This window comes from Pedobacter cryoconitis (assembly GCF_014207135.1).
GTDB classification, from domain to species: domain Bacteria; phylum Bacteroidota; class Bacteroidia; order Sphingobacteriales; family Sphingobacteriaceae; genus Pedobacter; species Pedobacter cryoconitis_D.
In genome coordinates this window covers 155,690-182,337 of sequence record NZ_JACHCC010000002.1, presented here as the reverse complement: position 1 = coordinate 182,337, position 26,648 = coordinate 155,690, and the positions used below count along the sequence as shown (strand labels likewise).

Sequence of the window (26,648 nt, the reverse complement as noted above, 5' to 3'; positions counted from 1 at the left end):
TTACAGCACAGCGTTTTATAAACTTTATATGATATATTAGACAATCTAAAATAAACAACCAAAACCTATTCAATTGATGAAGAAATCTTTATTCTACAGTTTATTATTCGTGCCTTTTCTTGCCAGTGCACAGCAGGATCTGGCTAAATATGTGAAACCAATTATCGGAACCCAAAAGATGGGACATACCTATCCAGGTGCAGTTGTTCCATTCGGTGCCGTGCAGTTGAGTCCCGAGACGGATACCATTTCTTATGAACTGAATGGTAAATACAATGGTGACGTTTATAAATATTGTGCGGGCTATAGGTATGAAGACAAGACTATTGTAGGTTTTAGTCATACTCATTTCAGTGGTACCGGGCATTCAGATCTTGGAGATTTCCTGATTATGCCTACACAGGGCAAATTACAACTGAATCCAGGAACTGCTTCTGATCCTAAAAGTGGCTTCCGTTCTGCTTTCTCCCATCAGAATGAAGTGGCCGAGGCAGGTTATTACAAAGTGAAATTAGATGATGATCAGATTCTGGCAGAATTAACTGCGACCAGGCGGGTAGGGATGCATCAGTATACTTTTCCTAAATCTGACCAGTCACATATTATTCTTGACCTGATGTCAGGAATATATAATTATGAAGACAAAAATGTATGGACTTATGTCAGGGTAGTTAATGATACCCTGGTTACAGGTTACCGTCAGACCAACGGCTGGGCAAGGACCAGAACTGTATACTTTGCGATGTCGTTCTCGAAACCATTCACCCAATATGGTCAGAAGAATTATGATCGCAGACAAGTTTACCGTGGGTTCTGGGGAAAGTTCGACCAGACCAAAAATTTCCCGGAAATAGCTGGTAAACAGCTGAGGATGTATTTTGACTTTAAAACTGAAGACCAGGAAAAAGTGAAGATCAAATTTGCACTTTCGCCAGTGAGTCAGGATAATGCCCTTGAAAACATGCGTGCAGAGATACCAGGGTGGGACTTTGAGCAGGTGAGAAAACAGGCGAAAGAAGAGTGGAACAAAGAGCTGAACAAGATCAGTGTCAATACCTCTGAAGAAGATAAGGTGAATTTTTATACCGCAATGTATCACGCTTTTATCAATCCAACAACCTATGCTGACGTCAATGGTCAGTACAAGGGGCTGGATCAGAATGTGCATCAGGCTAAAGGCTTTACGAATTATACTACTTTTTCATTATGGGATACTTACAGGGCATTACATCCATTCTTTAACCTGATTCAGCCTTCCAGGAATAATGATATGGTTAAATCTATGATGGCTCATTATGATCAGAGTTCTCTGAAGATGCTTCCGGTATGGTCACATTATGCGAATGACAACTGGTGTATGAGCGGTTATCACAGCGTATCTGTATTGACTGACGCAATTATCAAAGGCGTATATAATGGTGATCCTGAAGCAGCGCTGGCGGCCTGTATTACAACTTCTAATCATAGGAACTATGATGGGATAGGAGAATACATTGACAGGGGATATATTCCGGTTGAAAAAAGCGGCACATCGGTTTCCAACACACTGGAATATGCTTATGATGACTGGTGTATTGCTCAACTAGCCAAAAAACTAAATAAGCAGGCCATTTACGAAGAATATATGAAACGTTCTGGAAACTGGGAGAATAATTTCGACCCGTCTACCGGTTTTATGCGTGCAAAAATGGCTGATGGAACTTTTCAGAAGAAGTTTGATGTGATGAGTACCAATGGACAGGGGTTCATTGAAGGTAATTCATGGAACTATAGTTTCTTTGTTCCACAAAACCCAAAGCTGCTGGTTGAACGCATGGGAGGGAAGCAGCGTTTTGCCAACAGGTTAGATACCTTATTTACGATGCATTTACCAGATGAATTTTTTGCAGAAACTGAAGATATTACCCGCGAAGGCATAGTAGGAGGTTATGTACATGGTAATGAGCCAGCTCATCACGTAGCTTATCTTTACAACTGGACAGATCAGCCCTGGAAAACACAATCGAGAGTAAGAATGATCCTGAAAATGCAATATAAGGCAGCACCTGATGGACTGGGAGGAAATGATGACTGCGGACAGATGAGTGCCTGGTATATTTTCTCTTCACTGGGATTTTATCCCGTAGCACCAGGGTCAGATGAGTATTCATTAGGTAGCCCGGCAATTAAATCAGCAGTGCTGAAACTGGAAAACGGAAAGACATTTACTATAGATGCAATTAACCAGAGTGATAAAAATGTATACGTGTCCAAGGTTTTGTTAAATGGCATACCCGTAACAATGCATACAATTAAACACGCTGATATTACTAATGGTGGAAAACTGACATTTTATATGAGCAGTAAACCTGCTAAATAGAACTTAAGAAATGGTTTAAACAGGGCTGGAGCAACATTCTCCAGCCCTGTTTAAACTAATAGAACGAGATGTTTAAATTAATTCTATTGAAAAACAGCTTGTTGGGTGTTTAAAGCCAATTATTTTCATTCTGTATTTGCATGTTAGTATTTAATTTCTACCTTTGCAGTCCTTCAAAAAAGGAAATGATTCCGTAGCTCAGCTGGTAGAGCATTACACTTTTAATGTAGTGGTCCTGGGTTCGAATCCCAGCGGGATCACAAGATTTGAGATCAAAACATATAAACCCCTGCAAACATTATGTTAGCAGGGGTTTTGTTTTTTAAGGGGTGTCAAAACATGCAATAAATCGCATATAAAATGAGCGTCATTAGGTGCGTTGTTCTTTATTTCTTCAAACTCCCCTGATTTGTATTAATCCACTGACATACAGCTAGTTGAAAATCTGTATTTTGGTTGTGGGTAAAATATAAATACTCCGCTATTGAGAGCTTCATTGTCTTATGTAACAAAACAATTCTTTTTTCATCTATTAGTAGATCAATTGTTTTATATTTTTAACCAAAAGCTCATCATGTCCCTATTTGAAAATGATACGATCGATATTAGTACAATTCCGCGCTACGAAGAAATTGAACTAAATAAACCACACCAGGATTACCTTAAAATTATTTTCATCAACTTTAGTATTTCTTTCATTGTTTTTGGAGCATTAATAGGTTTAGGAATTACTTTTATTGATGAGCTTAAACCGAATGTGGTTTTAATTCTATCTATATATCTGGTTTTTATGGGCCTGCTTATACTTCTATTTGTAGCAAGTTTTAAAAAAAGAGGTTATGCAATCCGGTCTAAAGATGTTATTTATAAAAGTGGGATAATCGCTGAATCTACTACGATTGTGCCCCTAAATAGGATTCAGCATATTGAATTAAATGAAGGGATTTTTTCCAGAATTTTCAAACTCGGCTCTCTACAGGTTTTTACTGCTGGTGGCGATAGCGGACATTTAAAAATTAAAGGAATTCCTATTGATGAGGCTAAAAGCATTCGTGATTTGCTATTGAATACACTCAATCTGGCTAAGAATTCAACAATTATTGAAGAATAAATGGAAAATGATTTCAGTAAACCACAGCGCCAATCAGCAGCAGGAATAATTATTATGGGAAGCCACACAGCTTTCAAAATTGTAAAAGTTTTTATTATTCTCTTTGCTATATCGCTGGTTAAAATGAAAACCAATAGCTTAATATTCCTAACCTCCGGTTTGGCAATTGTTATTTTTATCAGCTTTCTTATTGCTTATCTATGGTATTTAAAATTTACTTTCTTTTTAAATAAGGATAAGCAAGAATTCATTGTTAATAAGGGAATTTTTAATAGAGATCAGGTTATTATTCAACTTGATAAAATTCAGCAGGTAAATATCAATCAAACCATTCTTCAAAAAATTATTGGCGTTTACGGATTAAAGATTGATACTGCTGGCTCTAATGGTGCGGAAGCGAATATACTGGCTATTGATGAAAGTTCAGCTTATAATTTAAAAGAGCATTTACTTAATAAAAGCACTGATTTTGCTCTTGATATTAAAGAAAATGATGAAGCAAATATCACAACGGAAAATCGCTCTATTGTTCAAATTAGCACCTGGACTTTGTTTAAAGTTGGTTTAACTTCAAATTACGGAAGAAGTTTAGGTTTATTAATCTTGTTTTTAAGCTCACTAATTCATGAGGGACAGCAAATTATTAAAGCTTTTCAAATCGATGGTATTCATTATGTGTCGCTAATGAGCGGTATGTCTACAATATTTTCTGTTACGATTCTAGTTGTTACGCTATTGCTGTTATCCTTGATTTTTAATTTAGTTAGAGTATTTTATAAATATTTCGAACTCAAAATTACCCAGCACAAGCACTCGTTATTAATATCTTACGGTTTATTTGCAAAGAAGAATACATTGGTTAATCCAGAAAAGGTTCAGATTACAAAGCACACTCAAAATTTTTTCCAGAAAAAAATAGGGCTTTTAAATATGAGCTTAAGGCAAGCTCACTTTGGAAAAAGTAAAGATGAGCATGAAATGCAAGGTAATACTTTGGAAATTGTAGGCTGCAATGCTAATGAACGAGATGAATTATTAAAAATGATATTGGGCAAAATTCCGGCTAAGGGTAAAATATTTATCCCCAACTGGAGATTCTTAAACCTTCCAATCTTTTTCAATCTGGTTATACCTGTAGTTGTTTTTTTAATTGTTGGTTTCAACGTTGCGGAGATTAAGCCTTATTTACCGTTGGCAGGTATTTACTTTTTAACAGGTGTATTGATGATTTACATCAGTTACAAAAGACATCGGATTACTGTAAACGAAGAGTTTATCATAAAAAAAAGTGGCATTTGGGATATTTCACACGAAATTATCATGCCTAATAAAATACAAGCCATTACAACTTTTCAATATCCATGGCATAAAGGTGTAGATGTTGGTCATCTTTGTCTGCACACCGCTGCCGGAAAAATCCGCTTTAAATATGGTAATTATACCGAAATTAAGCATTTGGTAAATTATTGGATATACCAAGTTGAAAGTGGCAATAAGGGTTGGATGTAAATTAAGGAGCAAATAATCTCCGCAACTATGGTATCAATCCAGGCGTTTATTTCTTTAAGTCTTCTCTACTTACCTGATGTACACGCAAAATAAGTTCAACCGTATGCCTTAAACGATCAATAGGTGATGATTGCTTGATAATACCCTGAATTTCAGTTGTTTTAGCTTCCTCAAATGAGTTAAAAATTCAAATCCTTTCGTATAGTGTTAATTAGAATCAAATGTAGATACATGTATTTCCTGAAAGATATTGCGTATTTTAGCCCCATAGCATTTGCAGCTAAAACGTGCCAAATATAAAGTAAGTGATTCGGTGAGTACCAAATCCAAAACCTTCCAGATAATGAGTAAACCCTGTTTTTTATACTAGGTTCGAATCCCAGCGGGATCACAAGATTTGAGATCAAAACATATAAACCCCTGCAAACGATAATTTGTAGGGGTTTTGTTTTTCAAAGAGTGTCAAAATATGCACCATTTTACATATAAATTCATTTTTCTGATTAACTACTTTGTAGAACCCTAATCCGTTTTCTTTGCAATTGGTTTCAAGCATCGAGTCAAAGTGGATCCTTGCTTGACTTTCTGTCCAACCATTTCCTGCAATATATTTCATTGTCTCATCATCACTTACCATCCTCTTGAAAAGATCAAAATCACTGGCTGTGTATTTAACTAACGTTATATCCATACTTATTTTAACAAAAATACTTCATATTAATGTATGTGCAAGACCTTTACGATTGTTAAAAAATAAATGATCCGATATGCACCGATTACGTCATGTTTAGCAGCATGTCTGCACATTGGAAGACTTCCATTGATAGATAACTTGTAGGATCTCTTACAAATACTATCGGTCATTGATGTATTAATTTTCCCATTATCGGGAACATTAATACATTTGGATTAGACACCTCTAATTTATGACTAGAAAAACCTACCAGGGAATATCCAATGACAAAGAGCGTTCCATCCAAAAGCTTGTTTACGCTGTTGGAGTAATCATTAAATCTAAGGGTTATACAGGCTTAACTGCAACAAATATTGCCAGTGCAGCAGGATTGAGCCGTCGGCTTATCACACTTTATTTTGGCACAGTTGATAATCTTATTGAAACTTATGTACGTGGCAAAGATTACTGGCTTGCTGCTTCAGGTGATGCGGTGTCGATGATGAAAGAGAATAAAGGCGAAAATACGAGGGAAATACTGGAATGCCTGTTGCTAAACCAGATGGATTATTTTTTTAGCAATGAAGAAATGCAAAAAACGATCCTGTGGCAGATCAGCGAAAGCACAACAATAATGAAAGAAGTCGCTGAGGAAAGAGAACAGCTTAGCAAATATTTTTTCGCACTGTCTGATAAAGAACTGGAGGGTAGGGAGACCGACCTAAGGGCGGTGTCAGCTTTGTTAGTTGCGGGTATTTATTACCTCGTGCTGCATGCAAAGTCAACCGATACGTTGTTTTGCGAGATAGACCTTAACACACCGGAAGGAATGGCCAGAATTAAAAATGCAATTACTAAAATATTGCAAGAGACCTATAACGAATAATAATTTTCAAAAAAAATACGAAAAAAAATATGAAACATAAAAAAATCCAACTACCGCTATTGCTGGTTATCCTTATATCTGCATCCAATATAACTAATGCCCAGACCAGATTTGGCATTCAGGCTGGGGTAAGCTTTTCCAATGTCAAAGAAAAAATGGAAAATGGAAGCAAAGCCAATACCCAATCACTGCCCGGGTTGCTTATTGGTCTTACTGCAGATGTTCCCTTAACTGATGATTTTTATATCCAGCCTGCACTGTTGTATAACCGTAAGGGATTCAAACAGGAAAGCGGAGGTTTTTACGGCTCAGCGACAAATTTTAAGGTTAAAGCCGATTACATAGAGTTACCGGTAAATTTTCTGTATAAACCGAAAATGGGAATGGGAAATTTAATATTGGGCGTCGGGCCTTACATCGGTTATGGAACAGGGGGTAAATGGAAGTCTGATAGTGAAATATTGTTGGGGGATATTAGGATAAAGGGAGAAGGTAGCGTGGCTTTTAGGAACGATGGCTCGTTTCGTAACGATTCAGAATATACTTATGGAAAACCGTTTGATTATGGTTTTAATGCAACACTGGGTTATGAATTCCGTAATAGTCTAACCCTACAGATTACAGGGACGGCTGGTCTGGCTAATCTAGTTCCCCGATTCAATGATTATCAACCAGACGGAAGCTTGAGAAATAAGGGTTTTGGAATTGCGATTGGATATAAGTTTTAATTAATATTACGAGAGCTTAAAACGACACTCCTTCCAACCACAATTTCGTTCTTATACAGCTTCAGCAGATACTTTAGACGGCTCAGCTGGTCTTTCTTCTGTTTTTACCGGTGCATCTTCCTGAGGGTCTACGGCGTTGATATTACGATGTATTTCTCTTTTCACACCTTCAGAAGCATCTTTAAAATCTCTTATCCCCTGACCTAATCCACGTGCCAGTTCTGGTAATTTTTTGCCGCCAAACAATAAAAGGACAACGACAAGGATGAGCATAATTTCGCTGCCACCCATATTTAAAAATTCAGCTAATATTCCAGTATACATGTCATACGAATTAAATGAAACATTGATTTTTTTTCAAAGATAGAATGCTTTAAAGACTTTTTCATCTGTATTAGAATATTCTAATCTGTTTAGTTGCTGAATCTCCTTTTATAGTCATTCAGCTGAGGCTGTACGATGTCAGAGCGTGTGGATTGTTTTAATTCCTCTGCTATAACTGTGATATAGATCACCTAAAAATCTTGTCAAATGCCCTTGTCGCTATTGGTAAAAGTATCTCACTTTTGGATTGTAAAAATTTAAAGAACAATGAAGTTAAAAAACAAGATAACCATAGTTACGGGCGGTAACAGCGGTATAGGATTTGGTATTGCCAACGCTTTCAGAAGTGAAGGTGCAGTTGGTACAATCACCGGCAGGAATAAAAAAACTCTCGACTCTGCAGTGGAACAGCTCGGAAATGATTCTATCGGACTGGCGGGTGATGTAACCAAGGCCGATGATCTAAAAAGTGTTTATTTACGGGTCAAAAAGCTGCGGTTATATCATTTGCAAGAGGGTTTTCGCTGGATTTATTATCCAGAAAAATCAGAGTGAATGTAATATCCCCTGGTTCAATCGATACACCTGTTTTTAGCAAAATGGTACCTGAAGAACATATTGACTTTGCTAAACAGCTTTGGACAAACTTCATACATGCTTACAAAGGAGAATCTGAATGCCTTATTTAAGCTTATTCCTAAATTTCAGGATTTAAAGGACAGATTAGGGGCTAAACGCTTTGAAGTCAGTCAGAGCAGGATTCTAAGCAATATCAATGAAACTGCAGAAGAAAAATATGCCAATTTCATCAAGGTGTATCCTCAATTTTACAACCGGCTACCTTTACACATGGTTGCGTCATATCTGGGTTTATCCCGCGAGACCCTTAGCCGCGTCAGGAAGAAGTATGCGAGACAACGGCTTAATTAATCATCAAAGCAAAAGGCTTTAAAAACCTTTGATATTATTTACTAATTTACAAACAATTATAGATCTTAATAGTTACAATAGATGATGATAATGATCTTGTAGCTCAGTTGGTAGAGCAGCACACTCTTAATGTGCGGGTCCTAAGTTCGAGCCTTAGCGGGATCACAAGATTTGAGATCAAAACGTATAAACCCCTACAAACTATAGTTTGCAGGGGTTTTGTTTTTACCGGGTGTCAAAACATGCCCCGATTCGGTGAATTTTACAGATATTTTCTGAAGTTCCTACTTCAATATGACTAAAAATGGGGATAGTGATGAAAATACCCTGGTCGAAAGGATAAATGGCTTTAATCAATCCTGTATATTATTTGAAAAGAGAGATGATATAGTTTCATCTTTTTTACGGATAGGAAACCTCTTTCCATAGCTGAGTTGCCTCCATATCCATTCCACCGGCCCATAATTATAACGGCTTAACCACCATTTACTAAAGCCTACCTGGATAATAAAAATCAGCAGGGCTATAAATATATAAAACCAGTATGGCTGAGTATTGAATATACCTAAACCTACATTTAAAAAAATAAAAGGCGCCAGTATACTCTGCATCATGTAATTAGTAAGCGTCATTTTACCCATGGCCTGCAAGCCAGTAAAAAAATACTGCATTCTTCCGTTCAGATACAGCCAGCAAATACCGCACAAAATGGAAATCATTGTACTTAGGGTAATCCAGTAATAAGGCTTAAACCAATTAAAGAAATGTGGATTTGCTTTATCGATAAAAGATTGTGCAACATTAGACGCGACAGCAAATAGGAGTGTGGCAAAAAACACTGTTTTCAATTGTTTTTTAAATTCCGCCAGACGGTTGAAAAAATCTATCCGCTGGGCAGCAAAACCCAGAAGCATACAAGCCAGCATAACCATATGTGCGGTAATTGCATAACCCGGATTGATCATTTCTGTATAGTATGTACCTTTGAGGTTCATCACGAAAATATCTATCCAGTTATGACTATAATATAAGTGCATAAAATGAGCCTTTGCCACATCGTAGTTAAATAATTTCAAATAGGAGAGATAAGCAGCGACAAAAGGTACAAGCAGTACGAGTGCAGCAGCGACCCTCAGAGCCGTTTTAGCAGATTGTCTGTGAAATAGCAATAAGATAAATCCTAAAAGAGCATAATCCTTTAATACATCACCAAACCAGAAGGCAGAATTGATAAAAGCCAGTACCAGCAGCCAGAACATTCGCCGAGAAAAGAACAGTACCGGATTCTTGCCTTTAGCCGCAACATTATTCATTACTAAAGCAAAGCCATAACCAAACAGTACACTTAGCATGGTCCATGATTTGGCAGCTACTACATAAGCCATAAAATATTGGAGGCTAGTAGAAATAATATTGGGTGCATGCTGAATTTTATTTCCAGCTTCGGCAAAGTAATCGTAATTTCCAATGACAACGCCAATGATGGCCCAGCCACGTAAAATGTCTAAAATGGCGGTACGGTTAGTTGCGGGAATAGGTTGTACAGCTATGGGCTCCATAATTTTTTAAAGGACTTTAACTTTATTTAAAAATGATTAAATTTTAGCATAATATGTTATTGATATTGTAAATGACACAATACTTTTACAATTTTATTTATTTCAATATTGTATCATAAATTTTGTCTAATAAGTTTTGTCTCATTTTTGAGTTCCTTTGGTTTAGAAGTATTATAATGCCCCAATTTTTACTCCTATTGTAAAATATAATCGAAGACTGTCCCATAGAATCTCCTGACTTTAAATAAATTGTATTTTTATCATCTGTTATGATATTTACTCCTAATCCCAATTCTCTATTTTCATCTTTGTAGAAGAGTTTTTCCGTAATTATAGCAGCTTTACCTATCGCAGTTTCTTTATTTAAGACCGCTTTTAAATATGTAACCATATCAGAAGCATTAGATTTTACTAATCCGGCAGATGCAGTAATATTCCATTTGAAGAATTCCTGAATCCCGCCATTAGGATTGTGGCCAATTGTCCTGTTTTTTACATTAAAATCTTTCGTTAGCGTATTTGTCATCTGTAACGGGTCTATTATTTTTTCTCTAATAATTTCATCGTAGCTCTTATTATACACTTTTTCTAATATTTGTCCGAGTAAAGTATATCCAATCGTAGAATAGCGATATTTACCATAATCTGTTAGCTCCCTACAATTATTGATTATAGTAGCCAATGTTTTTTCAGTTACACTATTTACTGGCTGCTGTGGATTTAATTCTATTAACTTTCCAAAATCTATATCTGGTAAACCAGATTGATGAGATGCCAGATCTGAAATTTTTATCTTGTTTTTAAGATTTTCATGCAAAACATATTCCTTGGGAAGGAAGTTGTCGATATAATCATCTGTTTTTATTTTATGATCAATAACGGCTTGTGCAATTAAATTTGAAGTTAAAATTTTAGTGATAGATGCGATTTCGAATATGGAATTCTTATTAATTTCAGTTTGACTTCCGGCGTTCAGATTACCATAGGCGGTATAGTATTCTTCGTTATTTTTGATAAAGCCAACGCTTATACCTACGTCAGGATTTTTTTTATAATTATCTTTTATTATTGAATCAATCTTTTTGGAGATGTCTTGTCCAAAAGAAAAGTTGCTTACTAATAATAGTGCTGCTAAAAATTTTAATGAAGTTTTCATTGTACCGTTTTTTATGTTAAAAATTATTTCGGTACAAACATGTGGAAGAAAGCAACGCTATGCGACCGAATAAAAATATTCGAACGCATTAGTTTTGAGAAATTAGTACGAGTATTAGAAGAAATAAGTACGAATAGTTGCAGTGCGTTGTTTTACAGATCCTTACGGTAAGAGGTAGGTGTTTTACCTGTTTGTTTTTTAAAGGCGGTATTAAAAGAAGATTTTGAATTAAAACCTACCTCATATAGAATTTCTAAAATAGTTACCTTACTTTTTGTAGCATCTTTTAAAATATCCATTGCATTCTCTATCCGATAGGTATTAACGAAATCATAAAAATGCTGCTCTAATTTATGATTAATTAAAACCGACAAGTCCCGAACAGGAATTTCAATCTCATTAGAGATATCTTGAATTGTTAAGGAAGGATTGAGAAATGGCCTCTCTTCAATCATATATTTCTTTAATTTCAACAACTCTCCATCGAACTCTTTTTCATTTACCGCTGATTGCTCACTATTTTCCTCTTCGAAGACTATATTCTCTATAAGTGTTAATTTTGAATCAATAATTCTGAATAGATTTGGGTTATTTAATGCTTTATATAAATACCAAAAAATGATAATCAGCTCAAATAAGAAGAGTCCGATTTTTAGCCATTCGGAAATGTTCGGGTATTCAGTAAATTTGAAGATGTTTTTTAACAGAGCAATAAAATAAAAAAACGATAGTGCCAAAGTAAACTGAAATAACCAGTTGAGTGATTCAATACTTGCGCCTGCATAATTTTCAAGATATATTCTTTTTGCCTTTCTTAAGATCATAAAAGCCGCAATGATGTATAATACAATTTGAATATGTATGAAAATATGATTGAGCTGTATTTCCAGCATACTGCTGCCTTTTTTGAGAAAACTAATTTTAGAAGCCAGGCTGACAGTATAAAAGCGTGGTAATAAGACTAAATTTGCTATTAAAAAAGGAATAATATGAATTAAATGTCTTGGTTTTAGTTTAAAATCAGAATAACTGACGGATAAGACATATAAATAAAAAGTTGGAAGCTGTAGGAAAAAAAACGAGCTCATAAAAACTCTCACATTCAAAGGAATTTCAAACAAATAGCCAAGATTTCCGAAAATATCAATTGCCGTTAAAACCAGAAAAAAAGCAAAAATACGATTACTTAATTTATGTTCTGTTTTGACTGTAACCAAAAACAACGATAGAAATAATGAAATGAATATTGTTATTACAGTAGTGATTGTATCTAATAAATTAGCCTTATCCATTAATCATTTTTCATTGTTTTTTAGCTTCGGGGTAAAGTTTGGAGTTTTACCATGCACCCAAAATAGCTAATTTTTGTGACTATTACTTGTCTGGCTAAATTAACCTGAAGCCATTAGATATGCAAACAAAAAGTTAGATTATATTTCTATTAACTATAACTCCAGGCTCCGCGATAAAATCATCAATAGAAAATTGAAAAAAGAAAAAATATGCCCAGCTATATGATCAATCAGATTAAATGTTTTAATGCTGTTGTCTATTGGGTAAACGCCAGAAGTTTTAATAAAGTACGACTTTGAAAATTTAGTCTTAAAAGCTATCAGAAATGAAAAACCATTGATAAATTTGGTTATAACGCTTTATTTAAAACCGATTTTCATGATTTCTGAAAGCAAAAAAACAACAGCTTGTAATTCCTGCATACTTGATTTTCAACAGACCGATAAGACAAAACTTGCAATGGTCGGAGGGAAAGGGGCCAACCTGGGCGAGCTATCCAGGATTGAAGGTATACATGTTCCCGGGGGCTTTTGTGTTACTACAGAAGTATATCAGGATATTATCGCAGATAGTGTAGAATTTCATTCTCTGCTGGATCAGTTAGCCCTATTGAAAGCAGATCATAGAAAAGCTATTAGTGAAATCGGTACAAAAATCCGAAAGTTCATTGAAGACATAGTCATTCCCACAGAAATTGATGAAGAGATTACCCGGCATCTTGAACAAATAGGCATAAAAAATGCTTATGCTGTTCGTTCCAGTGCTACAGCGGAAGATCTTCCGACGGCTTCTTTTGCAGGACAGCAAGACACTTATCTGAACATCATCGGTAAAGAAGCTATCCTGAGACATATCAGTAAATGCTGGGCATCATTATTTACCGATAGAGCTATAATCTATCGTCTGCAAAATAGATTTGACCATAGAAAGGTCTATTTGTCCGTTGTTATCCAAAAAATGGTTTTTCCAGATGTAGCTGGGATTATGTTTACCGCTGACCCGGTTACTTCAAATAGAAAGACTTTGTCCATTGACGCCAGTTTTGGGCTTGGTGAAGCACTGGTTAACGGAATTGTAAATGCAGATAATTATAAAGTTTCTGACAGTAAAATTGTCGATAAGAAGATCTCCGTAAAGAAGCTTGCTATTTATGCTTTAAAAGATGGTGGTACGCAGGAAAAGGAGATCGAACTTACCAGGCAGAGCGGGCAGGCACTAGCTGATGAACAGATTCTGGCACTAGCGCATATAGGCAGAAAAATCGAAGCACATTTCGGCAGCCCTCAGGATATTGAATGGTGTTTCGCTGATCATACCTTCTATATTGTACAGAGCCGGCCAATCACCACTTTATATCCTATCCCTGAAGCGAATGATCAGGAAAACCATATCTATGTTTCTGTTGGTCATCAACAAATGATGACAGACGCGATGAAACCACTGGGATTATCTATATTCCAGTTAATAGCCTTCAGACCTATGTTCAAAGCAGGGGGAAGGTTATTTGTTGATGTAATACATGATCTCACTTCGCCTGACAGCAGAGAAAATTTATTGGCTGCCATGGAAAAACATGATCCGCTCATCAAAGATGCGATGATGACCTTAATAGAGCGGGGAGATTTTATAAAACCGTTACCGGATGATAGCAAGAAATGTATTCCACCTTCCGGTTTTAATGCACCTATAGAGAGTAATCCGACTATTGTTTCTGATTTGATCAAGCGTAATCAAACGTCTATAGAAGAGTTAAAACAAAACATTAAAACAAAATACGGATCAGATTTATTTGATTTTCTGCGTGCAGATATTCAGCAACTAAAGGAAAACTTATTTGATCCGCAAAGTTTCAGTGTGATCCGTGCTGGAATGGATGCTTCAACCTGGATCAATGAAAAGATGAACGAGTGGCTAGGTGAGAAAAAAGCAGCAGACACTCTTTCTCTGTCAGTACCAAACAACATTACTTCAGAAATGGGACTGGAGCTATTGGATGTTGCAGATGTAATCCGACCTTATCCGGAAATAATTGATTATCTACAACAGGTAAAAGATGATAACTTTTTGGATGAACTGGTGAAGTTTGATGGCGGCGAGAAAATCCAGAACATTATCTATGTTTACCTTAATAAATATGGGATGCGCTGTGCCGGCGAAATCGATATCACTAAAACACGCTGGATGGAAAAGCCATTAATCCTGGTGCCAATAATTTTGAGTAATATCAAAAACTTTGAACCCGGAGCCGGTCTACGGAAATTTGAGCAGGGGCGATTAGAGGCTCAGCAAAAAGAACAGGAGTTATTAGATCGGCTGAGGCAATTGCCGGATGGTGAACAAAAAGCCAGAGAGACCAAACAAATGATCAGTCAGATCAGGAATTTTGCCGGTTACAGGGAATATCCAAAATACAGTATGGTTAGTCGATACATGGTGTATAAACAGGCTTTACTAAAAGAAACTGAACAACTTGTACAAGCTGGTGTTATCCATGAAAAAGAAGATATATACTATCTCAGCTTTGAAGAAATAGGGGAAGCTGTACGTACAATGAAACTCGATTATCAGATCATCAACAAACGAAAAGATGAATACAAATCAGATGAAAAACTAAGTCCGCCACGCGTTATTACTTCTGATGGTGAAATTATTAGAGGTCTGTATAAACGTGAAAATCTTCCGGACGGGGCTATTGCAGGACTCGCTGTTTCTTCCGGCGTTATAGAAGGTCGGGCACGCGTCATCCTGAACATGGAAGAGGTTGATCTTGAAGATGAAGATATATTGGTCACTTCCTTTACTGATCCTAGCTGGACACCATTGTTTGTATCCATAAAAGGCCTGGTCACTGAAGTTGGAGGGCTGATGACCCACGGTGCAGTTATTGCGCGTGAGTATGGCTTACCGGCAGTTGTCGGCGTAGAGAATGCGACCAGACTGATTAAAGACGGGCAACGAATCCGTGTTAACGGAACAGATGGGTATGTAGAAATCCTATAAACAAGAGTGACTTTCGGGAATTACAGCTGTCGTATATGGACTATACATACTCCAGCCAAGGGTTTCATATAACACTTTTCCTTGCGCTGTTGCGACAAGTATACCTTTATCAATACCCCGTTTGACGCCTATTGTTTCAAGATTTTTCATAACCAGACTCCCTAATCCTTTCCGGCGATGGTCGGGGTGGGTCTCAATACCGTTATATATTGCAAACTGATCAACAAAGACAATACGACCAGTGGCAGCTACTTTATGGTCTGATGTGAGTACGTTTACAACAGGAATGGTTGTATGCTCATCGATGGAAATTTTGTACCCTTTTGGTGGCTCCGTTTCATAACCTGACATACCACTATAGCAAGTCATCATAAAACCAGGAGCCTGAATTATCCAATGTGAAGGTAATAATGCCCTTACTGTTTCCGGTTCTGCACAGATTTTCAGAAAAACCCAGGGATCATTAATAGTCGCTGCAAGGTTAACCAGCTTTTCTGAAGGGCCTGGGAAAACATAACGCATCACTTGTTGGGGCCAGCCAACGTCTACGCGAAGTATACCGTTATCCTTCACAGGAGCAGGTAAGGTACGTGCCAGTGACCATCCTTTTAACCAGGTCTCCAAAAGACGAGGATCAACGGGAGAAACGCTATTTTGATTTATCATAGAAAAGAATATCTGCGAAAATAAAGATAGCGATTGTTTTAAAATTTGTATTTATAACTCTTCCCATTTCCGGCCTAAACGATAGCCCCATTTTTTTTCATAGTAAACGTCTTGTTGAAACATCAATTCATCAAACCGCTCTGGTTCCTGTTTGTTTAACGTTGTATGATCCAGGTGATCTACAAGAGAAGATGTGACCAGAACATGACTTAGATTTAAAGTCAAAAGTAAATGTGTATAATCATGAGAGGCATGTCTGAAGATGAAATTTTCATCTAGTTTACCTGTTAATTCCAGCATACTCCGCTTAAAGAAAAGACACCAGCCAGAAACTTCGACCCGTTCTCTATAGCCTGTCAGAATTCCGATATTTGGTTCCATTCCCAATTTTGTATGATGAATGGTACACATTGGAGACGCGCTGGATAACTGCCGGTAAATATTAAAAGGTTTCAGTATTTCTGTTGCCCATTCTTTATGAAAAATCAAATCATTATTACATAAACAGATATAAGGGGCTGATGTCATTGAAATACCAATATTCATATAACGATTATAGCCAAATGGCTCATCCGGGTAAACAGTTTGTCCATATTCGTATTGAAAAGGCTTTAAATCTTTTCGCGATTCAACTACGATAATATTAAACTTAATCAATTCAGGATCTTCAGAAGCCATTAAAGAAGTCAGACAGTTAGCTGTAATCTGCTTTAATTCGTCTGTTTGCGCAAAACTTAAAATAACGATATCTATTTCTGTAATCTCAGGTTTCATAATTTATGAATTAAGTTTAACTAAACCATAAAGTTAAACCAAGGCTAAATTACAACTATGCTTAGGAATAACAGGGGACAAAAGTCCCATATTATCAGTGTGTTATCTTACGATTTCCAACCTGACTGGTCCCTTTAATCCAGAAGGTTGTAATTTTGCATTCGCATCATAACTGTCATAATAGGTCCAGGTTACCCGCTTATTTTCAGGTAATTTGTGATCTCCGGTCAGCCTGTTTATCCAATTGTTAACTACTTTAATTTCCAATTCGTTTTTGCCAGGTTTCAGAGCCTTCGTGATATCAATTTGATAAGGAGCTGTCCATAATCCGCCAACAGCAATTCCATTGACTTTAATTTTTGCCAGAGCAATAACCTTTCCCAGATCTAATAATACGCGCTCCTGGTTTTTAACCTTTGATAATTCAAAACTATGATGATAATAAGCAGGGCCGGAGTAGTATTTAATACTATCTTCTTTACTTTGGCTCCAGTCTTCTAACTGTTTAAAGACAACAGGTTGGGAGGGGCCGTGCAGTTTAGGATCAAAGTTAACCAGCCATTCACCGGTAATATCTATCCTCCTGACTAATTTCGGGTAATTTAAACGTTTATCTTTTCTGATGCTGCCATGTTTTCTGAAAATTATAAATGCACTTTCAAAAGGAGCCAGTTGCAGCTGTACTGAAGTTGACCGACCATGCTGAATATAATCAGGAAGGCTACCTACAGAACCTGTAACTGCATTCCATAATTCCGGATTTCCTTCCGAAACACGGAATTCCGGTTTTAACTTCACAGACTTGTTTTTTTGATTAGATATAAAATAAATTGAACCATCCTTTAATGCTCTGTGTATAAAAAGTACAGAATCGGTCTTCGCTGTTTTAAAATCAGGGATAACGTTTACCAATTTTAACGCATCTTCCAGGTTCATCCCATCAATCATCATTCCTTTACCATAATAATTAACCTTTATAGTAGTGCCGTTGATGTTCCCCCAGAGTTTAGCGGTCAGCTGCTGAACTTCCAGATCAGCTTTCTCTATGTTTTGCAAACTTGGTGATCTGGATGGTCTGGGTCCCAGAACGACTGCACCATTGTTTACCATTTCTTCTATTTTTCTCAGTAACTCCGGGCGGATGCTTTCTAATTTTGGTAAAACTAAAATCCGGTATTTCATCCCATCAGGTAAAACCAGATTACCATCTTTCACCTTTAGCCTGGTTTTAATTACTTCACCATTAATGTAGTCAAAGGAATAGCCACGGGGAAGGGTAGGTTCTTGTATCCCTGTCATTTTCGGCGCATCTTCACCAATGAAATAAGCTATATCTGCTACATATTTTCCTTGTTGTAAGAGTAGGTTACATCTTTTGATATAGCGTAAGAAATCATCCATTTCATAGAACCACGTATTTTTACGGTTAAACTCTGTACCAAAATAGGCATTCATCCCTGGTATTTTATCTTCATCAGGCTGCTGAATATAAACGTGGAGTAACGTATTATTGATTCCCTGAGTGAAAGAACGGTCAAGACGTTGTTTCAGTGTAGCAGGATAATTCCTGAAATAATTATCCGTAGTGGTAAAAGATTCTGCAGAAACTTTAGTTTTCCCATAAATGTGGGAACAGGATGAAGCAGCCTTGTTTTCTATCAAGCCTTTGATTCCCTCATTCCAGAATTCACCACTAACTTCATCTGATTGTCCCCCGTATTGCAGGAATTCTCCGGGAAAACCATAATGACCATAATTTTCCAGCCAGGTAGTTAATCCATATTGATGGCTCAGGTTTCTTAACCCGCCGACATATTCCTCAGCTACCTTGTCAGCTACAAAACGTCTCAGGTCCCATAAAAACCGGTCAGAATGGTCAGCACTTCCAACAACTTTTCCCCGCAATACTGGGATATAAGGGAGCGGATCATAATGATAGACCAATTTAAATTGCGCTATAAACCGATCGCTCCAATTTTGACTGCCCGTTTCATAGCTATCTCCAACGGCTATTTTCCAGGTTTTGCGATCTTGCGCCGGGATACGACGCATGATTTCTCCTAAAAAGGCATTGAAATGAGCAGCGATATGCTCTTTACTCATTTTATCAGTTTCAAGTCCCGTTCCTTCAGGAGCAGCATGTGCATTATAAACCAGCGTCGGTGTCATTCCACTACGTTCAATGATCCATTTTCCTGTTGGTACCTGCCAGTCCAGTGTACCGTCGGTTGACATGTACTTCGAAATATCTAAAACTTTATCCGGATCAATTACATAACTCTGGTCTGCAATAACTGGTTGCGGTAGCCATTGGTAGGCAGACCAATTCACATATCCGTCAGGCCACATTTTTGCCAGTGTTTTTTCCAGGTAATTTTCTACTAATGGAACAGGAGAAAACTTAATTTCTGCAATCGCACTGTTTGCCGGAAAGTCAGTAAAAATCAATCTGAAATCCCTGGCTGTAGTTGCCGGAATTGAAATAGCAGCAGGCCCATAAGGTATAAAGCCATTCTTTAAATTTGGATTAGTACGGTCTATATTAAAATGCCTTAGGGTTTGATAGGTATTATTAATCCTGACCTGAACTACGCCACTCAGGCGGGTAGGGGTATGAGCTGTATAAATGACCAGGCTGTGGGCTGTAAATAACTTGTCTGCAGAAAAATCTAATATAACTGGCTTTGCATCAGGCAAATGAACTGTAGTTTCTTCTCTGCCGTCTACCAGGTTAGACAGATTTTCCAGCAGAGGAACGGAACTAACCTTAAGAGGGATCTCAGTACCGTAGTCTTTTGGTGCGGGATAGGCAATTACTTTTACATCCTGAAAAACAGAGTCAGGTTGTTTGAGTTTTTGATGAATTGACAATGGACCATGCACCAGCAGCTCCGAAGAAGTAAGATAACGCATCGACTGATCTGGTTTTACCCATGGACCTCCTGACTGGCTCCATCCAGGGCAATTAAATATTCCTATTTCAATGCCCAGTCTGGCCGCAGTTTTTAGAGCGGTATGTAAAATATCCCACCATTCTTCTGTAAACAATTTTATCTGACCGGCATTCTTTTCTCCCCAGGTGACGTTTGCAATAAATGCACGATTGATTCCTACTTTCTTCATAGCTTCCAGATCCTTGATTACTCCTTCACTAGAGATATTTCCAGAAACCCAATACCAGTAAGTGCTTGTTTGAATACTATCCGGAATGGTACGAAATCCATTTTCCAGTGCATTTAGCGGATAAGGTTGAACTTTAAGCTGTGCTTCTGCTTTTTTTACCGTAAAGACAGTGAAAAGCAAATACAGGCAGATGATTTGGGCAGTTAGAAGTACTTTGGTTTTATATAAAGAGAAATCCATAACATTTACAGTGTAATCGTATTGTCTATCAATGTTTTAAAATTATGGAAATCATAAAAACAATAGCTGAAATAGTTATTAATTTACATTTAAGAAATTAATTGACAATCCTTATGTAAGAAAAAAATATTAATCTTGCCGGTACCCGACAATAAACCGACATAAATAAACTGACATATAAGATGACAACTAATCATAGAGATATTAACTTTTTAAATCATAACCAGGCATCCTGGAACAAACAGGCAAAAGCACAAAGGCCGGATTTATTATTGAAGCTTTTCTGGAAGACTTCCAGCCTGCTCCCCGTTTTTTGGTTGATAAATATATACCTACATTTCTGGCTACAAAAGCGATAAAACAAGAATAGTATAAGATAAAGGTCAACGGTTTTACGAAAGTTACCACTGAAAAATTGCAGGCGACAATTTCATAAGCCGTATATTGTCAGTAACATCATAAGCTCTTGTTAGCTAAACAAACCAAAAGTAATGAAAGAAAACACGATTAACGCTCTCAAGCACATTTCGTACAACGGGATAGCGCCCGAAGTATTAACGGACTGTGGTCCTCTACCTGAAAGGGATCTTTACGAACAGGCTTCCAAAGTATTCAACAGAAAATTTCAATTCAGGCCAACCGCAATTGTATTTTGCACGCTTACAGAGCATGTCCAGCAAATTATGGAACTTGCTGATAAGCTAAACTTTAAAATCAGAGTGCGTTCTGGTGGTCATGATCACGAGGGCGAATCTTCCGGTACAAATACAGTTGTTATAGACCTCTCGAAAATGGTTAGCGTATCTGTTGAAAAGCAAGGGGCGCAGAATATTGCCAGGATACAGCCCGGGATTGTGTTCCAGGAGCTTATACCTCAACTGACCGCACAGGGTGTTTGCATACCTCATGGTACATGTGGATCGGTAGGTATTGCAGGTTATACGATGGGGGGAGGCTGGGGGCCCTGGACAAGGATACACGGTATGTGTTGCGAAAGCCTGATTGGGGCAACAATCGTACTGGGCAATGGAAGTATAAAACAATTGAAAGAGGGTGATGAGTTACTCTGGGCATTGCGTGGTGGTGGTGGAATGAGTTATGGCATAGTGACAGAATTTGTGTTCAAAGCATTTAATATGCCTCAGAATACCATAAAGTTCCAGGTTGACTGGAATTCATCTCCAGCCTATGAGGTATTGAAATTATGGGAAACCCTGATAGCACCGTATAACAATGTTGCACTGATAGGGACAAATCTTAAAATAGTAGCTATCCCCAGACCCAAAGACGGAAATTTCAGGGAAACAGTTCATCCCTGCACATTTTACGGTTATTATGCAGGTAAGCAAAGTGAATTGAAAGCTGATATGCATAAATGGTTTGCTGAGCTGCCGCCTTCCAGTATCACGATACCTGACGATAGCGCTGATGCTACCCAAATGAAAGCCTTTGATACCTGGGACAGGATCTCTGCAAAACAAATTCTATTAAGGATGACTAATAGAAATAATTTAGCGGTGAATCTTAGCGAATTAAATAACTCTACACCTTTACAGTTGCAGGTTATTCCACCAGATATAGATGCACCTGCACCGTATAAAATAACTTCGAAGCTAGTTAAACATGGGGAATGGGGTGATGCAGGACGTGAAAATCTATTGCACACGCTCGAATCCGATCTGATATCTTTAGATGCAATAAAGGCAGGCGTACAATGTTATGTAACGCTTGGAGCCATTTCTGGTTCTTACTACCAGAACTATAAAGATCCGGGTTTTCCTAAAGGCAGTGCATTCCCTTATAAAAAACGTCCCTTCACTATACAGTACCAGGCATGGTGGGACGTCCCTGCAACTACATATACTGAATCTGACGCAGCTGATAATGTAAATAATTACTCCAATAGAGCACAAGACTGGATAGAAGAGTGCCGCAGCTTCAACTTTCCGCAAACCAGCGGTTCTTTTATAAGTTTTAAGGATAATGCAGTCCCCACCAGCAATTACTTTATGGAAAGCTATAACAAGCTGAAAACAATTAAAGAAGATTTCAGTAAAGACCCTCAGAACAGACTGAGCACAAGAAAGACTATTATTTAAATAACGGATAGACCAGAATAGCCTCACACTTTTCTGTGAGGCTATTTAAATTTAAATGCATGTCTCAATTCATATTTCTAAATTCACTGGGAGATTTCCCGGTTTTTGTCTTAAATATCTTTGTAAAATGAGAAGGGTATTCAAAGCCAAGCCTGTAAGCAATTTCACTAATAGAGTCATCTGTGCCCCAGAGTAACGATTTGGCTTTATCGATCAGCTCCAGGTGAATATATTCCAGAGTAGTTTTACCCGTAAGCTTCTGCAGCAGATCAGACAGATAATTCGGCGACAGGTTCAATCTGGAAGCAAAATAATTGACATTAGGCAATCCGGAATTAATCAAAGTGTTTTGGGCGAAATATTCCTTTAGTAAACTTTCAAATTGCTGTAAAACATCAGTACTTACTTTCTTACGTGTATAGAATTGCCGGTCATAGAACCGGTTACAGTAATTCAGCAGCAATTCAATATTGCTTACGATAAGCCCTTGTGTATGCTTATCTATATTTTGTGAATACTCTCTCTCGATCTTTGCCAGGCAATCTTTCAGAATACTTTTCTCCTCTTCAGAGACATGTAATGCTTCGTTTACCTCGTAATTAAAAAATGAGTACTGATGAATCTTTTTTCCAAGATCAGTTCCATGGATCAGGTCAGGATGAATAAAAAGTGCCCAGCCTTCATCTACAGTAACTTCGGGCCCTGGTGCGATTACCTGTCCTGGTGCGGTAAACATCAGCGAACCCTCATTAAAATCATAGTTTCCTTTTCCATATTTTAATAAGCCAACAAATTTTTTGCAGGAAATAGTATAAAATCCGAACCGGTAAAAGGCATCCGTCCTTTGGTATTTTCCATAAAAGTCTGTATGATCGATCAGACTGACCAGGGGATGCCTGGGTGGTGTATGATGCACTAACTGGTGCATCTCACTAATGGATTCGAGATCTATATATTTTTCAGGCATCTTTTAATAATTTTAAATACCAGTCTGGATAACCATATTTCTTTTAAACTCTATATCATCCAGGCCTTTCCTCATTTCTATCATCTGAGCAGCGTCATGACCTACTGGATAACGCAGTTTTTCTGTACCATCTGTAGCTGCCTCAAAAATAACATCAGCTACTTCACTAATGTTTTCCGAAAGTGGCCATTCCTCAAGTTTAGCCATAAAACGTTCAAACGGCACCTGATAATCCTTTAAATCACTCGTGCCAAAATAGTTCATTGACCTGCCAGTAAACGCGGTTTTATAGCCGCCTGGTTCTACCAGTTTTAAATGAATACCCAGAGGGTTCAATTCATACTGCATTGATTCAGTCAGGCCCTCTACTGCAAACTTGGTGGCATGATAAAGTGTAGAGAAAGGGAAAGTCAATCTGCCTCCAACAGAAGAAACATTGATGATGAGTCCGGAACGACGTTCCCGCATGTTCGGCAAAACAGCTTTGGTCACTTCAATCAGACCAAAGAAATTAACCTCAAACTGTGCTTTGATATGCTCTTCGGATGCAGCCTCGAGTGCTCCAAGTGTGCCATGACCTGCATTGTTAACTAATACATCTATCCCTCCAAATTTTTCTATTCCTTGTTTGACTGCCAGTGCAATACTATCCTTGTTAGTAACATCTAGTTTTAAAAGTAATATACCAGATAAAGCTGATAATTCGGTCTCTTTCTCAGGCGAACGCATTGTAGCAATTACATTCCAGTCTTTTTCATGAAATAATCTGGCTGTTTCTCTTCCAAAACCAGATGAAGCACCAGTGATTAATATTGTCTTTTTCATTGCATTGTGATTTTAAAGTTTATAAGACAAATCTCCAGTTAAAACAGGTTTCCGGTTTATACTTATCTACTCATCTCTTATACATTTCAGGGATAAAGGTCAATTTCTTCTTTTTGTCCTGAAGACGTATCCTGTCACATTTTTTGCTGGTTTCAGCCCATTTTTTTAAATGTCATTTTCAGGATTACTATTCTTGCAGCAGATGTAGAGTCTAATAAACGCTATCAAAATACAAAGCAATGAACAAATATCTTATTATCCTGATCCTGGCTCTTACAGCTATCCATGTAAATGGTCAGAACAATAATATACCTGTTAACATAGGGCATGTTGATACCTTGTATTCAACTGTTTTACACGAAAAAAGACCATTGTGGATTTATACACCCCCGGTTGATACCAGCTATTTTTCCAGGCCTGCTTTCCCCGTACTTTATGTATTGGACGGTGAAAGCTATTTTTTGTCCTTAAATGTAATACTCAATCAGCTAGGGGTTATCAATGGAAATACCATTTTACCTCATATGATAATTGTCGGAATCCTGAATACACCCGGAAACCGAACCAGGGATCTCACTCCTTCTAAAAGCGAAGTTTTTAAAAATTCAGGTGGGGGTGAAGACTTTACGCTATTTCTCAGGAATGAGCTATTGCCTTATATCGATAAGAATTATACTACAGCACCGTACCGCACAATTTTTGGACATTCACTAGGTGGGCTGATGGTAATTAATACCCTCATTAATCACAACTCATTATTTAATGCTTATATAGCAATCGATCCAAGCATGTCGTATGATAACGATAAACTACTCGGACAAACAGAAAGTTTACCTGATCATAGAAATATTAAAAATGCGGTATTATTTTTAGGGGTAGCCAATACGATGAAACCTGGAATAGATACCTTATCGGTGAGGCAGGATACAACTCAGCTTACCCATCACATCCGGTCTATTTTGAAATTCTCCGCAGACTTAAAACATAATCCGATAAAGGGCCTGAAGTGGAAGCTCAGGTATTACCCGCAAGACGATCATGCTTCAGTTCCTTTGATTGCTGCCTATGATGCCCTAAGATTTGTCTTTTGCCAGAATAAATTTCCTGAGAACCAACCTGTAAACCAGTTTTTTGATAAAAAATACTCAGCAGCCGAAATCAAAAAGATGATTATAGCCCATTATCAATCCCTGTCACAAAAAATGGGTTATCAAGTCCGTCCCTCAGAGCAGGAAATCAACAACTATGGATATACATTTCTCCGGCAAAAAGATCTTGAAAGAGCTGAAATGTTCTTTCAGCTTAATATCTATTATTACCCGCAGAGTTTTAATACTTATGACGGCCTGGGCGATTACTTTCTGTCTACAGGAGAGAAAGCTATGGCCGCTAAATATTATAAAAAAGCATTGGCCTTAAAATACAGGGAGGAAATTAAGATAAAGCTCGAAAAACTGGAACATGGCCTTTAAATGTCCTGAATTACTCCATGAATTGTCAATATTACACCCCAATAATTCAGGATATTAGCTGTAAATTTAAGTAGATTTTGCACGACATTATTTATTGAAATTATGAAGACATTATTCGACAATAACACGAGAGATGAGTTAATAAGAAGGATAAATTCATTGGATGAAAACAGTCTGCCAGCTTGGGGCAAAATGAATATTTATCAGATCCTGAAGCACTGTATTTTATTTGAGGAGATGATACTGGGTAAAAAAAAGTACAAACGTTCATTTCTTGGACTCTTATTTGGCAAACTAGCTCTGAAAGGTCTTACTAAAGACGAAACTCCGATTAAGCGGAATATGCCTACTTTTCTTGATCCCATAATCAGGAAAGAAGGTAATATAGCCGCCGAACGTATGCATTGGATTAGCCTGATCAATGAATACGCCGATTTCTCTAACGATAATTTCATCCATCCCTTTTTTGGCAAAATGACAAAAGAAGAGATTGGCTATTTTGCTTATAAACATAGTGATCATCATCTTCGCCAGTTTAATAGTTGAAAAATAGTCTTAAATATACTTTTCCAAGCTGGACGGCTTTATGGTCCTCAATAGTATCCATAATACCTGGCTGGATGTGTTTTTTAAATTTGTCACTAATTTAGGAGATGGTATGTTTTGTCTGCTAATTGTGGCCTTGCTGTTTTTTCTTGGTAAAAAGAAAGAATCAGTCACCATATTACTCGCTTATATCTCGTCCGGACTCGCTGCACAAATTCTGAAAAGAATATTTCACATGCCGCGTCCAAAAGTTTTCTTTGAACAGATTGCTTTTCATTACCCCCATTTTGTAGAAGGGGTAAGTATGTCAGGTTCAAACTCTTTCCCTTCCGGCCATATTAATTCAGCCTTTGCATTAGCAACAGTAATAGCACTGGTTTATAAACAGCGAAGGTACTCCTGAGGAAC

23 protein-coding genes and 2 tRNA genes are annotated in these 26,648 nt (G+C 37.4%); 15 read left to right on the top strand and 10 right to left on the bottom strand.

The features are described 5' to 3' along the window. Positions 1–76: 76 nt before the first annotated feature. From HDF25_RS03780 to HDF25_RS03765, 4 genes are all read left to right on the top strand, one after another. Positions 77–2,359, top strand: a complete 2,283-nt coding sequence (locus tag HDF25_RS03780) for a GH92 family glycosyl hydrolase (RefSeq protein WP_184622927.1) — start codon at positions 77–79, stop codon at positions 2,357–2,359. Between the two features lie 187 nt (positions 2,360–2,546). Then, positions 2,547–2,619, top strand: a tRNA-Lys gene (locus HDF25_RS03775). 314 nt (positions 2,620–2,933) lie between these two features. Then, a complete protein-coding gene (locus HDF25_RS03770; protein ID WP_184622925.1) occupies positions 2,934–3,470 on the top strand; it encodes a PH domain-containing protein in 537 nt (178 codons plus the stop codon). After that, complete coding sequence (locus HDF25_RS03765; RefSeq protein ID WP_184622922.1) at positions 3,471–4,979, top strand: PH domain-containing protein; 1,509 nt, start codon at positions 3,471–3,473, stop codon at positions 4,977–4,979. A gap of 403 nt (positions 4,980–5,382) precedes the next feature. Here the strand turns inward: HDF25_RS03765 and HDF25_RS03760 are convergent, their stop codons facing one another. Beyond that, positions 5,383–5,670, bottom strand: a complete 288-nt coding sequence (locus HDF25_RS03760) for a GNAT family N-acetyltransferase (RefSeq protein WP_184622920.1) — start codon at positions 5,668–5,670, stop codon at positions 5,383–5,385. Positions 5,671–5,905: 235 nt separating this feature from the next. On the opposite strand from HDF25_RS03760, the gene HDF25_RS03755 reads away from it, so the two are divergent. Both HDF25_RS03755 and HDF25_RS03750 read left to right on the top strand, forming a co-directional pair. Next, the gene (locus HDF25_RS03755) at positions 5,906–6,538 is read left to right on the top strand and encodes a TetR/AcrR family transcriptional regulator (RefSeq protein WP_184622917.1); all 633 of its coding nucleotides are present in this window, start codon (positions 5,906–5,908) and stop codon (positions 6,536–6,538) included. A gap of 29 nt (positions 6,539–6,567) precedes the next feature. Further along, entirely contained in the window at positions 6,568–7,266 is a 699-nt protein-coding gene (locus tag HDF25_RS03750) for a porin family protein (protein WP_184622915.1), read from the top strand. A 51-nt stretch (positions 7,267–7,317) separates the two neighbouring features. Here HDF25_RS03750 and tatA read toward each other — a convergent pair whose 3' ends face one another. Then, positions 7,318–7,590, bottom strand: coding sequence for a twin-arginine translocase TatA/TatE family subunit (tatA, locus tag HDF25_RS03745; protein WP_184622913.1), 273 nt, complete (start codon positions 7,588–7,590; stop codon positions 7,318–7,320). Between the two features lie 267 nt (positions 7,591–7,857). Here tatA and HDF25_RS03740 point away from each other — a divergent pair, with 267 nt between their 5' ends. The 4 genes from HDF25_RS03740 to HDF25_RS03730 all read left to right on the top strand — a co-directional run bounded on the left by HDF25_RS03740 (position 7,858) and on the right by HDF25_RS03730 (position 8,685). Next, positions 7,858–8,145, top strand: a complete 288-nt coding sequence (locus tag HDF25_RS03740) for an SDR family NAD(P)-dependent oxidoreductase (protein ID WP_260409315.1) — start codon at positions 7,858–7,860, stop codon at positions 8,143–8,145. Next, complete coding sequence (locus HDF25_RS25800; protein ID WP_317618184.1) at positions 8,091–8,279, top strand: hypothetical protein; 189 nt, start codon at positions 8,091–8,093, stop codon at positions 8,277–8,279. The genes HDF25_RS03740 and HDF25_RS25800 overlap by 55 nt, the downstream gene beginning before the upstream one ends. Continuing rightward, a complete protein-coding gene (locus tag HDF25_RS03735; RefSeq protein WP_184622910.1) occupies positions 8,245–8,520 on the top strand; it encodes a Crp/Fnr family transcriptional regulator in 276 nt (91 codons plus the stop codon). The genes HDF25_RS25800 and HDF25_RS03735 overlap by 35 nt, the downstream gene beginning before the upstream one ends. Positions 8,521–8,612: 92 nt before the next feature. Beyond that, positions 8,613–8,685: transfer RNA gene (locus HDF25_RS03730), tRNA-Lys, on the top strand. Between the two features lie 188 nt (positions 8,686–8,873). On the opposite strand, the gene HDF25_RS03725 is transcribed toward HDF25_RS03730, so the two are convergent. From HDF25_RS03725 to HDF25_RS03715, 3 genes are all read right to left on the bottom strand, one after another. Continuing rightward, a complete protein-coding gene (locus HDF25_RS03725; RefSeq protein WP_184622908.1) occupies positions 8,874–10,079 on the bottom strand; it encodes a DUF418 domain-containing protein in 1,206 nt (401 codons plus the stop codon). A gap of 97 nt (positions 10,080–10,176) precedes the next feature. Beyond that, positions 10,177–11,235 (bottom strand): serine hydrolase domain-containing protein, encoded by a 1,059-nt coding sequence (locus HDF25_RS03720; protein ID WP_184622906.1) that lies wholly within the window; start codon positions 11,233–11,235, stop codon positions 10,177–10,179. A 152-nt stretch (positions 11,236–11,387) separates the two neighbouring features. Next, the gene (locus tag HDF25_RS03715; protein ID WP_184622904.1) at positions 11,388–12,527 is read right to left on the bottom strand and encodes a helix-turn-helix domain-containing protein; all 1,140 of its coding nucleotides are present in this window, start codon (positions 12,525–12,527) and stop codon (positions 11,388–11,390) included. 379 nt (positions 12,528–12,906) lie between these two features. Between HDF25_RS03715 and ppsA the strand changes: the two genes are divergently transcribed. Beyond that, the gene (gene ppsA / locus HDF25_RS03710; RefSeq protein ID WP_184622901.1) at positions 12,907–15,528 is read left to right on the top strand and encodes a phosphoenolpyruvate synthase; all 2,622 of its coding nucleotides are present in this window, start codon (positions 12,907–12,909) and stop codon (positions 15,526–15,528) included. On the opposite strand, the gene HDF25_RS03705 is transcribed toward ppsA, so the two are convergent. The 3 genes from HDF25_RS03705 to HDF25_RS03695 form a co-directional block, all read right to left on the bottom strand. After that, positions 15,523–16,194 carry a GNAT family N-acetyltransferase gene (locus tag HDF25_RS03705; protein WP_184622899.1) on the bottom strand — a complete coding sequence of 224 codons (672 nt, stop codon included), beginning with the start codon at positions 16,192–16,194 and terminating at the stop codon, positions 15,523–15,525. The two genes, ppsA and HDF25_RS03705, sit on opposite strands and share 6 nt — an antisense overlap. A gap of 51 nt (positions 16,195–16,245) precedes the next feature. Then, positions 16,246–16,968, bottom strand: coding sequence for a glycosyltransferase family 2 protein (locus HDF25_RS03700; RefSeq protein WP_184622897.1), 723 nt, complete (start codon positions 16,966–16,968; stop codon positions 16,246–16,248). Between the two features lie 102 nt (positions 16,969–17,070). Then, complete coding sequence (locus HDF25_RS03695) at positions 17,071–20,331, bottom strand: glycosyl hydrolase (protein WP_184622894.1); 3,261 nt, start codon at positions 20,329–20,331, stop codon at positions 17,071–17,073. Between the two features lie 491 nt (positions 20,332–20,822). Here HDF25_RS03695 and HDF25_RS03690 point away from each other — a divergent pair, with 491 nt between their 5' ends. Next, positions 20,823–22,430, top strand: coding sequence for an FAD-binding oxidoreductase (locus tag HDF25_RS03690; RefSeq protein WP_184622891.1), 1,608 nt, complete (start codon positions 20,823–20,825; stop codon positions 22,428–22,430). Between the two features lie 64 nt (positions 22,431–22,494). On the opposite strand, the gene HDF25_RS03685 is transcribed toward HDF25_RS03690, so the two are convergent. After that, the gene (locus HDF25_RS03685; protein WP_184622889.1) at positions 22,495–23,397 is read right to left on the bottom strand and encodes a helix-turn-helix domain-containing protein; all 903 of its coding nucleotides are present in this window, start codon (positions 23,395–23,397) and stop codon (positions 22,495–22,497) included. 12 nt (positions 23,398–23,409) lie between these two features. Then, complete coding sequence (locus HDF25_RS03680; RefSeq protein WP_184622888.1) at positions 23,410–24,222, bottom strand: SDR family oxidoreductase; 813 nt, start codon at positions 24,220–24,222, stop codon at positions 23,410–23,412. Positions 24,223–24,461: 239 nt separating this feature from the next. Between HDF25_RS03680 and HDF25_RS03675 the strand changes: the two genes are divergently transcribed. The 3 genes from HDF25_RS03675 to HDF25_RS03665 all read left to right on the top strand — a co-directional run bounded on the left by HDF25_RS03675 (position 24,462) and on the right by HDF25_RS03665 (position 26,643). Beyond that, the gene (locus HDF25_RS03675) at positions 24,462–25,694 is read left to right on the top strand and encodes an alpha/beta hydrolase-fold protein (RefSeq protein ID WP_184622887.1); all 1,233 of its coding nucleotides are present in this window, start codon (positions 24,462–24,464) and stop codon (positions 25,692–25,694) included. Between the two features lie 102 nt (positions 25,695–25,796). Next, entirely contained in the window at positions 25,797–26,240 is a 444-nt protein-coding gene (locus HDF25_RS03670) for a DUF1569 domain-containing protein (protein WP_184622886.1), read from the top strand. Between the two features lie 40 nt (positions 26,241–26,280). Further along, complete coding sequence (locus HDF25_RS03665; protein ID WP_184622885.1) at positions 26,281–26,643, top strand: phosphatase PAP2 family protein; 363 nt, start codon at positions 26,281–26,283, stop codon at positions 26,641–26,643. The last annotated feature ends 5 nt before the right edge of the window (positions 26,644–26,648 follow it).

Excerpts from the sequence above, each read along its gene's own strand:
- HDF25_RS03780 (WP_184622927.1), top strand. The coding sequence starts at position 77 with ATGAAGAAATCTTTATTCTACAGTTTATTATTCGTGCCTTTTCTTGCC.
- HDF25_RS03770 (WP_184622925.1), top strand. The coding sequence starts at position 2,934 with ATGTCCCTATTTGAAAATGATACGATCGATATTAGTACAATTCCGCGC.
- HDF25_RS03765 (WP_184622922.1), top strand. The coding sequence starts at position 3,471 with ATGGAAAATGATTTCAGTAAACCACAGCGCCAATCAGCAGCAGGAATA.
- HDF25_RS03760 (WP_184622920.1), bottom strand. The coding sequence starts at position 5,670 with ATGGATATAACGTTAGTTAAATACACAGCCAGTGATTTTGATCTTTTC.
- HDF25_RS03755 (WP_184622917.1), top strand. The coding sequence starts at position 5,906 with ATGACTAGAAAAACCTACCAGGGAATATCCAATGACAAAGAGCGTTCC.
- HDF25_RS03750 (WP_184622915.1), top strand. The coding sequence starts at position 6,568 with ATGAAACATAAAAAAATCCAACTACCGCTATTGCTGGTTATCCTTATA.
- tatA (WP_184622913.1), bottom strand. The coding sequence starts at position 7,590 with ATGTATACTGGAATATTAGCTGAATTTTTAAATATGGGTGGCAGCGAA.
- HDF25_RS03740 (WP_260409315.1), top strand. The coding sequence starts at position 7,858 with ATGAAGTTAAAAAACAAGATAACCATAGTTACGGGCGGTAACAGCGGT.
- HDF25_RS03735 (WP_184622910.1), top strand. The coding sequence starts at position 8,245 with ATGCTTACAAAGGAGAATCTGAATGCCTTATTTAAGCTTATTCCTAAA.
- HDF25_RS03725 (WP_184622908.1), bottom strand. The coding sequence starts at position 10,079 with ATGGAGCCCATAGCTGTACAACCTATTCCCGCAACTAACCGTACCGCC.
- HDF25_RS03720 (WP_184622906.1), bottom strand. The coding sequence starts at position 11,235 with ATGAAAACTTCATTAAAATTTTTAGCAGCACTATTATTAGTAAGCAAC.
- HDF25_RS03715 (WP_184622904.1), bottom strand. The coding sequence starts at position 12,527 with ATGGATAAGGCTAATTTATTAGATACAATCACTACTGTAATAACAATA.
- ppsA (WP_184622901.1), top strand. The coding sequence starts at position 12,907 with ATGATTTCTGAAAGCAAAAAAACAACAGCTTGTAATTCCTGCATACTT.
- HDF25_RS03705 (WP_184622899.1), bottom strand. The coding sequence starts at position 16,194 with ATGATAAATCAAAATAGCGTTTCTCCCGTTGATCCTCGTCTTTTGGAG.
- HDF25_RS03700 (WP_184622897.1), bottom strand. The coding sequence starts at position 16,968 with ATGAAACCTGAGATTACAGAAATAGATATCGTTATTTTAAGTTTTGCG.
- HDF25_RS03695 (WP_184622894.1), bottom strand. The coding sequence starts at position 20,331 with ATGGATTTCTCTTTATATAAAACCAAAGTACTTCTAACTGCCCAAATC.
- HDF25_RS03690 (WP_184622891.1), top strand. The coding sequence starts at position 20,823 with ATGAAAGAAAACACGATTAACGCTCTCAAGCACATTTCGTACAACGGG.
- HDF25_RS03685 (WP_184622889.1), bottom strand. The coding sequence starts at position 23,397 with ATGCCTGAAAAATATATAGATCTCGAATCCATTAGTGAGATGCACCAG.
- HDF25_RS03680 (WP_184622888.1), bottom strand. The coding sequence starts at position 24,222 with ATGAAAAAGACAATATTAATCACTGGTGCTTCATCTGGTTTTGGAAGA.
- HDF25_RS03675 (WP_184622887.1), top strand. The coding sequence starts at position 24,462 with ATGAACAAATATCTTATTATCCTGATCCTGGCTCTTACAGCTATCCAT.
- HDF25_RS03670 (WP_184622886.1), top strand. The coding sequence starts at position 25,797 with ATGAAGACATTATTCGACAATAACACGAGAGATGAGTTAATAAGAAGG.
- HDF25_RS03665 (WP_184622885.1), top strand. The coding sequence starts at position 26,281 with ATGGTCCTCAATAGTATCCATAATACCTGGCTGGATGTGTTTTTTAAA.